The organism is Pseudomonas batumici (genome assembly GCF_000820515.1).
Taxonomy (GTDB): Bacteria; Pseudomonadota; Gammaproteobacteria; order Pseudomonadales; family Pseudomonadaceae; genus Aquipseudomonas; species Aquipseudomonas batumici.
In genome coordinates this window covers 54773-68154 of the sequence record NZ_JXDG01000041.1, presented here as the reverse complement: position 1 = coordinate 68154, position 13382 = coordinate 54773, and the positions used below count along the sequence as shown (strand labels likewise).

At 64.4% G+C, this 13382-nt stretch carries 12 protein-coding genes; 8 read left to right on the top strand and 4 right to left on the bottom strand.

Going from position 1 to position 13382, the window contains the following annotated elements:
- Positions 1 to 1107 carry an enoyl-CoA hydratase/isomerase family protein gene (locus UCMB321_RS16220; protein WP_040068613.1) on the bottom strand — a complete coding sequence of 369 codons (1107 nt, stop codon included), beginning with the start codon at positions 1105 to 1107 and terminating at the stop codon, positions 1 to 3.
- A gap of 496 nt (positions 1108 to 1603) precedes the next feature.
- Between UCMB321_RS16220 and UCMB321_RS16215 the strand changes: the two genes are divergently transcribed.
- The 8 genes from UCMB321_RS16215 (at position 1604) to UCMB321_RS16180 (ending at position 9084) form a co-directional block, all read left to right on the top strand.
- Positions 1604 to 2383, top strand: coding sequence for a transporter substrate-binding domain-containing protein (locus tag UCMB321_RS16215; protein WP_040068612.1), 780 nt, complete (start codon positions 1604 to 1606; stop codon positions 2381 to 2383).
- 76 nt (positions 2384 to 2459) lie between these two features.
- The gene (locus UCMB321_RS16210) at positions 2460 to 3185 is read left to right on the top strand and encodes an ABC transporter permease (RefSeq protein WP_040068671.1); all 726 of its coding nucleotides are present in this window, start codon (positions 2460 to 2462) and stop codon (positions 3183 to 3185) included.
- Entirely contained in the window at positions 3182 to 3892 is a 711-nt protein-coding gene (locus UCMB321_RS16205) for an ABC transporter permease (RefSeq protein WP_040068610.1), read from the top strand. The genes UCMB321_RS16210 and UCMB321_RS16205 overlap by 4 nt, the downstream gene beginning before the upstream one ends.
- A 157-nt stretch (positions 3893 to 4049) precedes the next feature.
- On the top strand, positions 4050 to 4811 hold the full coding sequence (locus UCMB321_RS16200; RefSeq protein ID WP_040068608.1) for an ABC transporter ATP-binding protein: 762 nt from the start codon (positions 4050 to 4052) through the stop codon (positions 4809 to 4811).
- Between the two features lie 12 nt (positions 4812 to 4823).
- Positions 4824 to 5303 (top strand): Lrp/AsnC family transcriptional regulator, encoded by a 480-nt coding sequence (locus tag UCMB321_RS16195; RefSeq protein ID WP_040068606.1) that lies wholly within the window; start codon positions 4824 to 4826, stop codon positions 5301 to 5303.
- A 283-nt stretch (positions 5304 to 5586) separates the two neighbouring features.
- Complete coding sequence (gene ctlX / locus UCMB321_RS16190) at positions 5587 to 6525, top strand: citrulline utilization hydrolase CtlX (RefSeq protein ID WP_040068604.1); 939 nt, start codon at positions 5587 to 5589, stop codon at positions 6523 to 6525.
- Entirely contained in the window at positions 6522 to 7556 is a 1035-nt protein-coding gene (astA, locus tag UCMB321_RS16185; RefSeq protein ID WP_040068602.1) for an arginine N-succinyltransferase, read from the top strand. The genes ctlX and astA overlap by 4 nt, the downstream gene beginning before the upstream one ends.
- A gap of 196 nt (positions 7557 to 7752) precedes the next feature.
- Complete coding sequence (locus UCMB321_RS16180; RefSeq protein ID WP_052451262.1) at positions 7753 to 9084, top strand: NHL repeat-containing protein; 1332 nt, start codon at positions 7753 to 7755, stop codon at positions 9082 to 9084.
- Here the strand turns inward: UCMB321_RS16180 and UCMB321_RS16175 are convergent.
- From UCMB321_RS16175 to UCMB321_RS16165, 3 genes are read right to left on the bottom strand one after another with little or no spacing between them, the layout of a single operon-like run.
- Positions 9073 to 11028 carry an acetoacetate--CoA ligase gene (locus UCMB321_RS16175; protein WP_040068600.1) on the bottom strand — a complete coding sequence of 652 codons (1956 nt, stop codon included), beginning with the start codon at positions 11026 to 11028 and terminating at the stop codon, positions 9073 to 9075. The genes UCMB321_RS16180 and UCMB321_RS16175 overlap by 12 nt on opposite strands.
- Before the next feature lie 13 nt (positions 11029 to 11041).
- A complete protein-coding gene (gene hbdH / locus UCMB321_RS16170; protein ID WP_040068598.1) occupies positions 11042 to 11812 on the bottom strand; it encodes a 3-hydroxybutyrate dehydrogenase in 771 nt (256 codons plus the stop codon).
- 10 nt (positions 11813 to 11822) lie between these two features.
- On the bottom strand, positions 11823 to 13214 hold the full coding sequence (locus UCMB321_RS16165; protein ID WP_040068595.1) for a GntP family permease: 1392 nt from the start codon (positions 13212 to 13214) through the stop codon (positions 11823 to 11825).
- Between the last annotated feature and the right edge of the window lie 168 nt (positions 13215 to 13382).

Below are 13382 nucleotides of genomic sequence, written 5' to 3'. Positions count from 1 at the left end.
TCAGTTCCCGTTCGCGTCGAGGCCATGGAAAAAGCTGGCGACATGCTCGGCGTCCAGTTCGCGCAAGGTCGGAGGGTTCCAGCGTGGGGTCTTGTCCTTGTCGATCAGCAGGGCGCGCACGCCTTCCATCAGGTCGCCCCGGTCGAACCACTGGCGATCCAGGTGCAGTTCCAAGGCGAAGCAGTCTTCCAGGGCCAGATGGCGGCCGCGCCGGAGCATTTCCAGGGTCACGGCCATGGCCAGGGGCGAGCGGGTCTCCAGCAGGTCGGCGGTTTCCCGCGCCCATTCATGGCTGTCGGCGACGGTCACTTCGCGCAGTTGCTCGACCATGCTCGGCACATCCGGCAGGGCGAAGAAGTGGTCGATGGCCGGGCGCAGTGCGTCCAGCGGCGCGTCGGGCAGGGTTTGCACGGCGAGTTTGGCCAGCAGGCCCTGGAGGTCCTTGAGCGGCGTGTCATGCCATTCCAGGTGATCGAGGCGTTCGTCCAGCAGGGCCAGTTTGTCGCTGCTCAGGTACCAGTCGGCCAGGCCGCAATAGAGGGCGTCGGCGGCGCGGATCTGCACGCCGCTGACCCCCAGGTAGATACCCAGCTCGCCCGGAATGCGTGGCAGGAAATAACTGCCGCCGACATCCGGAAAGTAGCCGATGGCGACTTCTGGCATGGCCAGGCGGCTGCGTTCGGTGACCACCCGCAGGTCGGCGCCTTGCACCAGGCCCATGCCGCCACCGAGGACAAAGCCGTCCATCAGTGCCAGCACCGGTTTGCGGTAGTGGTGGATGGTCAGGTCCAGGGCGTATTCCTCGACGAAGAAGTCTTCGTGCAGGCGCCCGCCGCTCTTGTAGCTGTCATATAGCGAGCGGATATCGCCGCCGGCACAGAAGGCCCGCTCGCCGGCACCGCGCAGGACCACCGCGCGGACCCGTGGGTCGTGGGCCCAGGCGTCGAGCTGCTGCTGCAGGGCGCGGACCATGTCGAGGGTGAGGGCGTTGAGCCCGGCGGGGCGATTGAGGGTCAGGTGACCGATATGGTTGCGCACGTCGGCGAGGACGTCGGGACCTGGGGTGTCGAGGTCCTGGGTGGCGGAGGATGAAACCCGAGCAGTCATCACTAACTCCCTGCTTTTATTGTCTTTTTCGGTGTGTTCGGCGGGCGAACGATGCCCGATCGTAACAGTGCAAATTTGTCGTGTACAACCGGAATAATCGCAGGTCGAGTCTGCATTTTTGCCTGGGCTGACTCCGAGCACGCATGCCGTCCATAGACCTTAGCCGTGCTTGGGCTGCAATGCGAACAACGCCTCCCACTGCGCAGCGTGTCTCGACAGGATCGGCTGTGACCTGCTCGTCACGGGCCTTTTCCGGCTGTTTCGGCGCGGGCTTACGACACCCGCCCGGTTCCGCGAGTTGGCATTCTGGCCTCCTTGCGGCGAGGTTCCTCCGAGCGGCCGCGAGAGGACGAGCGCCGCTCCTCAAGAGCGTGGGCTCATTCAATAACAATAAGAACGATAGCGCGGCCCTGGCCGCCCATTCTCTGCCCCTGTCCAACAGTGTGCCGGCCCCCGCCCGCACGCGATAACTTCAAATAAATCCGGGACTCTGAAGATGACTCATAAATGGCTGACCTTACCTGTTCTGGCGTTGGCGCTTTGCTGCGGCGGCGCAAGCGCCAAGGAATGGAAAGAGCTGCGTTTCGGCACCAATCCGTCTTATCCGCCGTTTGAATCCAGCACCGCCGACGGCGGCGTGCAGGGCTTCGGCATCGATCTGGGCAACGCCATCTGCGAGGAACTCAAGCTCAAGTGCGTTTGGGTCAGCAATGATTTCGACGGCCTGATCCCCGCCCTCAAGGCCGGCAAGTTCGACGCCATCGAGTCGTCGATGACCGTCACCGAGCCGCGCAAGAAGCAGATCGACTTCACCGACCGGCTCTACGCCGGCCCGACGGCCATCGTCACCCGCAAGGACTCGGGGCTGCAACCGACCGCCGAATCCCTGAAGGGCAAGACCATCGGCTATATGCAGGGCACCATCCAGGAGGCTTATGCCAAGGCGCGCCTGGCGCCGGGTGGGGTGAAGCTGCGCGCCTACCAGAATCAGGACCAGGTCTATGCCGACCTGGTCTATGGCCGTCTCGACGGTTCGATCCAGGACAAGCTGCAGGCTGAAATGAGTTTCCTCAAGTCGCCCCAGGGCCAGGCCTTCCAGAACAGCCAGGGGATCAGTGACCCGCTGATCCCGATGGACATCGCCATCGGTGTGCGCCAGGGCAACGACGAACTCAAGAGCATGATCAACGGCGCGATCAAGGCGCTGCACGAGAAGGGCATCTACGCCCAACTGCAGAAGAAATACTTCGGCGACCTGGACCTCTACAACAACTGATCCCGGCGACCACGCCCCCCCGTACGGCCCCGACCGTGCGGCGGTGGCGCGTGGCGTTGGACGACGGGTGATCGATGTGACGACCTTTCTCGAATTCTTCGGCCTGGATGCCGCCAGCCTGCAAGGCTATGGCCCGCTGTTGCTGCATGGCGTGTGGATCACCGCCAAGCTCTCGGCGCTGTCGCTGCTGGTGAGCATGGCCCTGGGGCTGCTCGGTGCAACGGCCAGGCTCTCGCCGCTACGGCTGTTCAATCTGCCGGCGACCCTCTACACCACGCTGATTCGCGGTATTCCGGACCTGGTGCTGATGCTGCTGATTTTCTACAGCCTGCAAGGCTGGCTCAGCCACCTGACCGAGGCCATGGACTGGCCCTACATGGAGATCGATCCCTTCGTGGCGGGTGTCGTGACCCTGGGCTTCATCTACGGTGCATATTTCACCGAGACCTTTCGCGGCGCCATCCTGAGCATTCCCCACGGCCAGACCGAGGCCGCGACCGCCTATGGGCTGGGCGCCTGGCAGCGCTTTCGCTGTGTGGTCTTCCCGCAGATGATGCGCTTCGCCCTGCCGAGCCTGGGCAACAACTGGCTGGTACTGCTCAAGGCCACGGCGCTGGTGTCGATCATCGGCCTGGCCGATCTGGTCAAGGTCGCCCAGGACGCCGGTAAAAGCACCTTCAACATGATGTATTTCCTGGTGCTGGCGGCGCTGCTCTACCTGCTGATCACCAGCGCTTCGAACTACGTGCTGCGTTGCCTGGAGCGACGTTTCAACCTGGGTGTGCGGGAGTCGGCACGATGATCGAGTTGTTCCAGCAATACTGGCAACCCTTCCTGTTCACGGACGGCGAAAGCCTGACGGGCCTGGCCATGACCCTCTGGCTGTTGTGCGCCAGCATCGCCATGGGTTTCGTGCTGTCGCTGCCATTGGCGCTGCTGCGGGTGTCGCGCAATCCGTTGCTGCGCTGGCCGGTGCAGGCGTTTACCTACGTGTTTCGCGGCACGCCCCTCTATATCCAGCTGTTGATCTGCTACAGCGGGATCTACGGCATGGCGGTGGTCCGTGAGCAGCCCTTGCTGGAGGCTTTCTTCCGCGATGCGATGAACTGCACCTTGCTGGCGTTCGTGCTCAACACCTGCGCCTACACCGTGGAGATTTTCGCCGGGGCGATCCGCAGCATTCCCTACGGCGAGATCGAGGCGGCCCACGCCTATGGCCTGAGCGGCTGGCGACTGTCGCTGCGGCTGATCCTGCCGTCGGCCTTGCGCCGGGCGCTGCCGTACTACAGCAACGAAGTGATCCTGATGTTGCACGCGACGTCGGTGGCCTTTACCGCGACCATCCCGGACATCCTCAAGGTCGCCCGGGATGCCAACTCGGCCACCTTCATGACCTTCCAGTCTTTCGGTATTGCCGGGTTGCTCTACCTGGGCTTGTCCTTCGGCCTGGTGGGCGTGTTCCGGCTGGCGGAACGACGTTGGCTGAACTTCCTCGGTCCTGCGCACTGAATCAATCTTGCAAACACCGCCTGACCTGTAGGAGCCGGCTTGCCGGCGATGACGGCCGAATGATCGCTGCAAGGCTCAAGGGCCTCATCGCCGGCAAGCCGGCTCCTACAGGGTGTGTGTTCCTCCCATTTTTCCAGGGCTGCGCCCGGGAGTTTCCATGTACAAATTGAATATCGAAAACCTCTACAAACGCTTCGGCGATAACGAGGTCCTCAAGGGTGTGTCGCTGCAGGCCCGCTCCGGCGACGTGGTGAGCATGATCGGCGCCAGCGGTTCGGGCAAAAGCACCATGCTGCGCTGCATCAATTTCCTCGAACGCGCCGACGAAGGCCGCATCGAGCTGGACGGCGAACTGATCGCCACCCATCCGGCGCCGGGCGGCATGAAGGTCACCAGCCCGGCGCAGTTGCAGCGCCTGCGCACCCGACTGGCCATGGTGTTCCAGCATTTCAACCTGTGGAGCCACCTGACGGTGCTGGAGAACATTATCCTGGCCCCCTGTCGGGTGCTGGGCGTGTCCCGCAAGGAGGCCGAGGAGCGGGCCCGGGCCTATCTCGACAAGGTCGGCTTGCCCCAGCGGGTGGCCGAACAGCATCCGGCGTTTCTCTCCGGCGGCCAGCAACAGCGCGTGGCGATTGCCCGGGCCCTGGCCATGGAGCCACAGATCCTGCTGTTCGACGAGCCGACCTCGGCGCTGGACCCGGAGCTGGTGGGCGAGGTGTTGAAAGTGATTCAGGCGCTGGCCGAAGAAGGTCGTACAATGCTCATGGTCACGCACGAGATGGGCTTTGCCCGGCAGGTTTCCAGCCAGGTGCTGTTCCTCCATCAAGGCCGGGTCGAAGAGCAGGGCGGTGCCCAGATGCTCGACCATCCGCAAAGCGAGCGTCTGCAACAGTTTCTTTCTGGTCGTTTGAAGTGAGGCAAGCCATTCATGGCGGATATTCGTGACCTGTCGATCGTATTGGATCGCATCGACCAGGCAATTATCGAGGTGCTGCGCCACGACGGGCGTATCACCTACCAGAAGCTCTCCGAGCGCGTGCACCTGACCCCCAGGCCTTGCCTGGAACGGGTGCGCAAGCTGGAGCAGTTGGGGGTGATCCGTGGCTACGGGGCGATTGTCGACGAGAAGAAACTCTCGCCGGGCCTGTCGCTGCTGGTGCTGGTGGCGTTGTCGAACCAGAGCGGGCGGGCGGCGCAGAAAGCCTTCGAGGCCAAGACCCGGGCCTGTGCCCAGGTGCTGGAGTGTCGCTTGATCAGTGGCGCGTTCGACTACAGCCTGCGCATGCGTTGTCGTGACATGGAGCATTACCGGGTGCTGACGGAAACCTGGCTGGACGATCCGGAGCTGCACATCGACAAGCTGGTCAGTCATCCTGAACTGGCGATGGTCAAGACCTCGATGGAGTAACATCGGCGAACGCCAAACTGTAGGAGCCAGCTTGCTGGCGATGAGGCCCTTGAGCCTTGCGGCGCCCTTCCGGACGCCATCGCCAGCAAGCTGGCTCCTACAGTTCTCCGCGTTGACCGTTGTTGCGAGGCCAGGTCAAGGCAAGCCATTCATACCTCGCCGATTCTGCTGCACCAGGCAAATCTTTCAGCCGTTTCCAGCCTTCGCCACCGGCTTATCAACCGGGTTTTTCCCGGGCGTGAACAGACAATGAGCACCTCAACCCCTCATTGAATTCGTGCCCATGCAAACCACCCATACCGTCTTGATGGTGCGTCCGGCGAGCTTCGCCTTCAACCCCGACACCGCCGCCAACAACCGTTTCCAGCAGCAGGCCCAGGGCGGTGAAAACGTCCAGCAGCAGGCGCTCGAGGAATTCGACCAGTATGTCGCAGACTTGCGCGCCCACGACGTCGAGGTCCTGGTGCACCAGGACCGCGCCTTGCCGCATACCCCGGACTCGATCTTTCCCAACAACTGCTGGAGCAGCCATCCCGACGGCACCCTGGTGATCTATCCGATGCAGGGTCATAACCGTCGCCTGGAGCGCAACAAGGGCGTGCTCGACTGGCTGCGCGAGCAGCACCAGGTACTGCAGTGCGTGGACTTTTCCGGCCTGGAGGCCCAGGGCCTGTTTCTTGAGGGAACCGGCAGCATGGTGTTCGACCGCGAGCAGCGGATCTGCTACGCCGGCTATTCCACCCGCACCCATGCCGCGGCCCTGCAGCCGGTGCTCGATCACCTCGGCTACGAGCTCTGCGGGTTCAATGCCGTGGACCGGGCAGGGGTGCCGATCTACCACACCAACGTGATGATGAGTGTCGGCCAGCACCTGGCCGTGGTCTGCCTGCAGGCTCTCAGTGATCCGACCGAACGCGATGGCCTGCGCCAGCGCCTGGAGTCCAGCGGCAAGGAAATCCTGGCCCTGGACTGGGGCCAGCTGGAGTCCTTCGCCGGCAACATGCTGGAAGTGCACAACCGCCGGGGCGAGCTGCTGCTGGTGATGTCGCGCACGGCCTGGGCGTCGCTCGATGCCGGGCAGCGACGACAGGTCGAGCGCTACGCCACGCCCTTGCCCGTGAAGATCGACACCATTGAACGGATTGGCGGCGGCAGTGCCCGCTGCATGTTGGCCGAAGTGTTCCTGCCCAAGCATCCTTCCACCGTGGAGTGCGCCCGATGATTGTTCGTCCCGCCCGATTGTCCGACCTGCCGGCCCTGTTGTCCCTGGCGCAAAGCGCCGGTGCCGGCCTGACCACGCTGCCCGCCGACCCGCAGCGTCTGCAACATCGCCTGGAGTGGGCGCAAAAGACTTTCGCCGGCAGCGCTGAGCGCGCCGATGCCGACTACCTGTTCGTCCTGGAGTCCGCCGAGGGCGAAGTCGTCGGCATCAGCGCCCTGGCCGGTGCCGTCGGCCTGCGCGAGCCCTGGTACAACTACCGGGTCGGCCTGTTGGTCGCGGCGTCGAAAAACCTGTCGATCAACCAGCATCTACCGACCCTGTTCCTGGGTAACGACATGACCGGCCATTCCGAGCTCTGCTCGCTGTTTCTCGGTGCGAAGCATCGCGAGGGCCTGAACGGTCGGCTGTTGTCCAAGGCGCGCTTCCTGTTCCTGGCCGAATTCCGCGAGTGCTTCGGTGACAAGGTGATCGCCGAGATGCGCGGCTACTCCGACGAGCAGGGCGTCTCTCCGTTCTGGGAAGGCCTGGGGCGGCACTTCTTCAAGATGGATTTCGCCGACGCCGACTTCCTCACCGGCCAAGGCAACAAGACCTTTATCGCCGAACTGATGCCCAAGTTCCCGCTGCCCACCTGCCTGCTGCCGAAAGACGCGCAAGCGGTGATCGGCCGGGTCCATCCCAATACCGAGCCGGCGCTGGGCATGCTCAAGGCCGAAGGGTTCGGTTTCAAGGACTACGTCGACATCTTCGACGGCGGGCCGTTGATCGAGTGTGCCACCGATGACATTCGCGCGGTGCGCGAGAGCCAGGTGCTGGTGTTGAGTATCGGCACGCCGGGGGACCATGCCGAGCCTTACCTGATCCACAATCGTCGGTTCGCCGAGTGCCGGATCGCCGCCGCGCCGGCCCGGGTCGCCGCCGGCACCCTGGTGGTCGAGGCCCGGACCGCCGAGGAGCTCGGGCTTGAGGCCGGCGCTTCGGTGCGCGCCGTGACCTTGTCGGCACGGGGTGCGCAACAGGTCGCCGCCTAGTCCACCCGGACCCGGAAAGCCGCTCGATTGTTCAGCAGGCCTGGAAAGGACTGCAAAGTCAGTGTTCTGGCTCGGAAAAACCGTAGAACTGTTATTTCTGACAGTTGTGGGGCGTGGGAAGGCTCGATTGAATAGCCGGCAGCCCGTGCCTACCGGCACGGCATGGAAGGGTGTCGATCCCAGGGAGGACCCGCTCATGATGCTGGAGGAACTGCGAGGCCACCGGCTCAGCCCGGCAGGCGAATCGGATTCGACGTTCGGGCAGTCGGGTACGGTCAGGTTGCAGTTCCCCGGTTGCCTGTCGAGCCAGGCCAATGACGTGCTGTCCTGTGCCGATGGCAAGGTCCTGGTGGCGCTCAAGCTGGGTTTTGCCGACGGTTGCTGTTTTGGTCTGGCGCGACTGCATGACGACGGCGCGCCGGACGAGTCCTTCGGCGACGGCGGCTATGTATCTGGTCGTTTCGAAGCCGGCGCCGAGGCCACGGCCAGCGGTGTGCAGTTGCTCGCCGATGGCCGCATCCTGTTGTTCGGCCTGCACTACCTGGACGACGAGCACAGCTTGCCGGCGTTGGCGCGGTTTGATGCCGCCGGGTGCCTCGATCCGACCTTTGGCAACCAGGGCGTGAAGGTGCTGCGCTTGCCCGGTGGGCTCGCCGAGGGCCCGCGGGACGGCTGGCTGCCGCCGGGGCTGCCGGGTGTCGAGGCCTGCGCGGGTACGCTGCAGGCGGACGGCAAGATCCTGCTGGTTGCCAATCACACCTACACCTTTGCCGATTATGTCGGGCTGTTGATCCGTCTCGAACCCGACGGCACCTTGGACCCGGCCTTCAACGGGCGCGGCTTTGTCATGGTCCGGCGTTTGCTGATGAACTCCTGGCTGAGCTGCGTGCGGGTCCAGGTCGACGGCAAGATCCTGGTGGGCGGCTCGGTGGACTTTCCCCAGTTGGGGCTGATTGCTCGCTACGAGGCCGATGGTCGCCTCGATCATGGCTTTGGCGACCGGGGCTTCCTCTCGTTCGGTTTTGCCGGGGCCAGTTCCCTGGTCACGAAACTGGCTGCCGGCCGCGACGGGCGCCTGCTGTGTGTCGGCAACCGCTTCAACCCCCTGCGTGGTGTCTTGCAGGGATTCACCGCCCAGGGCGCCGTGGACCGCGGCTTCAATGACGCCGATACCGTCCAGCTCGATATCGACACCCCGGCCAGTCGTTGGGCCGGCCTTGCGGTACAAGCCGACGGGTCGATTCTGGTGGCGGGCTCGACGGTGATGGGCTTTGGCTCGGACTTTGTGCTGGCGCGTTACCTGGCCGACGGGCAACCGGACCGCGACTTCGCCGGCGGGCGCGGCTGGGTGCGCACCAGTCTGGGCCGCAGCCTGGATACCGTCACCGCCCTGGCCCTGCAAGACGATGGGCGGATCCTGGTGGCCGGTCATTCGTTGTTCGGCAGTTTCAGCGCGGTGGTGGTGCGTTTTCGCGGGGACCTGCCGTTCGCTTCAGGGCCGGCTTCAAGACCGGCTTCAAGACTGTAGCTCCGTTCTATTCCTGAACTGCTCCAAAGCCTCGGGATTGGCCAGCGCATCGGTATTCTTCACCGCCAGGCCGTGCACCACGTTACGCACCGCCAGCTCCACGATCTTGCCGCTGAGGGTGCGCGGGATATCCGTGACCGCCAGGATCTTCGCCGGTACATGCCGCGGCGTGGTGTTGGCGCGGATCACCTGGCGGATCCGTTGTTCCAGGGCCTCGTCCAGTTCGGCGTCCTCACGCAGGCGCACGAACAGCACCACCCGCACATCGTTCTGCCATTGCTGGCCGATGGCGATGCTCTCCAGCACCTGCTCGACCTTTTCCACCTGCCGATAGATTTCCGCGGTACCGATGCGCACGCCGCCGGGATTGAGCACCGCGTCGGAGCGGCCATGAATCATCAGGCCACCGTCGGCGAACTCCTCGGCATAATCGCCCTGGGCCCAGACCCCGGGAAACTGGCTGAAATAGGAGGCCTTGAGCTTCTCACCCTGGGGGTCATTCCACAGGCCCACCGGGATCGCCGGAAAGTGCCGGGTGCAGACCAGCTCGCCCTTGGCACCGAGCAAGGGCTGGCCGTTGTCGTCCCAGACTTCCACCGCCATGCCCAGGCTCTTGCACTGCATCCGCCCGCGTACCACCGGCAGCACCGGATTGCCGCTGACGAAGCAGGAGACGATATCGGTGCCGCCGGACATGGAGGACAGGCAGACCTCCTCCTTGATCTGGCGATAGACATAGTCGTAGCTGTGCGACGACAGCGGCGAGCCGGTGCACAGCAGGGTCTTCAGGCTGTCCAGCCGATGGCTCCGGCGCGGGCTGAGCCCGGCGTCTTCCAGGGCGGCCAGGTACTTGGGGCTGGTGCCGAAGGCGCTGATGCCTTCGCTGTCGATCAGGTCCAGCAGGCGTTGCGGGCCGGGGTGAAACGGCGAGCCGTCGTAGAGCACCAGCGTGGCGCCGACCGCCAGGCCCGAGACCAGCCAGTTCCACATCATCCAGCCGCAGGTGGTGTAGTAGAACAGGCAGTCGTCGCGCCCCAGGTCGACATGCAGGCCGTGCTCCTTGAGGTGTTGCAGCAAGACCCCGCCGGTGCTGTGGACGATGCACTTGGGCACCCCGGTGGTGCCGCTGGAGTAGAGGATGTACAACGGATGGGCGAACGGCACCGGGGTGAATTCGGGATCGCCGCCGGCCTGGTAGAAGTCGTTCCACAACGCCACCCGGGCCTGGGTGCGGAAGTCCTCGATGCGCGTCTCGGGGTGGGCGTAGGGCACGATCAGCAGTTGCTGCAAGCCGGGCAGGCGTTCGAGGATTTCGTTGAGCTTGGCGGTCTGGTCGATGACCTTGCCGGCGTAGCGGTAGCCGGCGCAGGTGATCAGCACCTTGGGTTCGATCTGGCCGAAGCGGTCGATCACCCCCTGGGTGCCGAAGTCCGGCGAGGAGCAGGACCAGATGGCGCCCAGGCTGGTGCTGGCTAGCATGCCCACCAGGGTTTGCCAGGTATTGGGCATGCATGCCGCCACCCGATCGCCAAGGCCGACTCCGGCGACCCGCAGGCTTCTTTGCAAGCCGGCGACCTGGGCGGCGAGCTCAGCATGGGTCAGGGTTTCCCGGCGTCCGTCTTCGCTGACGGCAATCACTGCGAGGTGATCGTCGCGGCGGCGCAGCAGGTGTTCGGCGAAGTTCAAGGTGGCGTCCGGGAACCAGTGGGCGCTGGGCATCTGCGGGCCCTCGGTCAGTACGACGCTGGCCGGGGTGTGGAATTCGACGTCGAAGAAGTCGACGATGGCCTGCCAGAAGTCCTCCCGCCGGTCGATGCTGAAACGGTGCAGGGCCGGGTAGTCGTCGAGTTGCAGGTCGTGGCGATGATTGACGAAGCGCCGGAACGCTTCGATCCGGGTCTTGCTGACACGCTCGGCGCCGGGGCGCCAGAGGACTTCGGCCATGGTGTTTCCTTATTTACTGTGCCAACCAGCCACCATCGATATTCCACGCTGCGCCGCGCACCTGGCTGCCGGCCTCGCTGCACAGGAACAATACCAGTTCGCCCAGCTGCGATGGAGTGACGAACTCCAGTGACGGCTGTTTCTCCGCCAGCAGATCGTGTTGCGCCTGTTGCGGATCGACGCCACCGGCGGCGCGGTCATCGATCTGTTTCTGCACCAGCGGGGTGAGCACCCAGCCCGGGCAGATGGCATTGCAGGTGACGTTGCTGGTGGCGGTTTCCAGGCCCACCACCTTGGTCAGGCCGATCACCCCGTGTTTGGCCGCGACATAGGCCGCCTTGCCCACGGAGCCGACCTGGCCATGCACCGAGGCGATATTGACGATCCGTCCCCAGCCCCTGGCCCGCATCCCCGGCAGCGCCAGGCGTGTGCTGTGGAACACCGACGACAGGTTGATGGCAATGATCGCGTCCCAGCGCTCCACCGGGAACTCTTCCACGGCGGCCACATGCTGGATACCGGCGTTGTTGACCAGGATATCCACGCCGCCGAATTCGCGCTCGGCGTAGGCGAACATCTCGGCGATCTGCGCCGGGTCGCCGACATCGGCCGGGTGATGGCCGACCCGGCCGCCAAACTGCTCGACCTCGGCGATCACCGCGCCGGCATCGCCGAAGCCGTTGAGGACCACGTTGGCACCGGCCCGGGCCAGGCCCAGGGCGATACCCAGGCCGATGCCGCTGGTGGAGCCGGTGACCAGGGCGGTTTTACCTTTGAGACTCATAGTCGATTCCTCAGACGATGCCGGTGGCATAGAAGGTTGCAATCACCACGAAGACCGCCAGGGTCTTGATCAGGGTAATGCAGAAAATATCTTTATAGGCTTCCCGGTGGGTCAGCCCGGTGACGGCCAGCAGGGTGATCACCGCGCCGTTGTGGGGCAGGGTGTCCATGCCGCCGCTGGCCATGGCCGCGACCCGGTGCAGGACCTCCAGCGGGATATTCGCGGCATGGGCGGCGCTGATGAAGCTGTCGGACATCGCCGCCAGGGCGATGCTCATGCCGCCGGAGGCGGAGCCGGTGATCCCCGCCAGCAGGGTGACGGTGATGGCCTCGTTGGCCAGCGGATTGGGAATGCTCTTGAGCCAGTCGGCCAGTACCAGGAAGCCTGGCAGCGAGGCGATGACCGCGCCGAAGCCGTATTCCGAGGCGGTGTTCATCGCCGCCAGCAGGGCGCCGCTCACCGCGCTCCTGCTGCCTTCGGCCAGCTTGCCGCGAATGGCCTGGAAGCCGAAGAGCAGGACCATGATGATGCCCACCAGCAGGGCGGCCTGTACCGCCCAGATGGCGGTGAGCTTGGCGATGTCGGTCTGTACCGGCGTGGCCATGCCCGGCAGGCTGAGGCTGTGGGTCTTGCCGTACCAGAGCGGAATCCAGCGGGTGAAGAGCAGGTTCATGATGCCCACCAGCAGCAGCGGCGAGAGGGCGATCCAGGGGTTGGGCAGGCGGATGTCCTCGGCGGTTTCCGGCTCGTTGCGCAGCTCCATGCCGTAGCCTTCGCCCGCACGCTGGGCGCGGTGGCGCTGGCGCTGCAGGAACAGCATGCCGGCGCAGAACACGAACAGCGTGCCGATCAGTCCCAGCCAGGGCGCGGCCCAGGCGGTGGTGTTGAAGAAGGTGCTGGGAATGATGTTCTGGATCTGCGGCGTGCCGGGCAGGGCGTCCATGGTGAAGGAGAACGCGCCGAGGGCGATGGTGGCCGGGATCAGGCGCTTGGGGATGTTGCTCTGGCGGAACATCTCGGCGGCGAAGGGGTAGACCGCGAACACCACCACGAACAGCGAGACGCCGCCGTAGGTGAGCAGGGCGCAGACCAGCACGATCACCAGCATCGCCTGGCGGGTGCCGAACAGGCGGATGGCGGCGGCGACGATGGCGCGGGAGAACCCGGACAGCTCGATCAGCTTGCCGAACACGGCGCCGAGCAGGAACACCGGGAAGTAGAGTTTGACGAAACCGACCATTTTTTCCATGAACACCCCGGTGAAGGCGGGGGCGACGGCGGATGGGTCGGTGAGCAGGACGGCGCCGAGGGCGGCGATGGGGGCAAACAGGATGACGCTGTAGCCACGGTAGGCGGCCAGCATCAGCAATGCCAGCGCCGCGAGGGCGATGATCACACTCATGGTGTGTCTCCAATTGTTATTTTTGTAGGTTAGGTCTGAATCTCCCGTAGGGTTAGCGAGTTTTGTGCCATGTATTTAAGTTGTTGAAATATATGGTGTTTTTTATAGATATGACGGGGTGGCGAGATTTTTGTCTCTGTAGTGAGACGTTGGTGTCCTTGAGGGCCT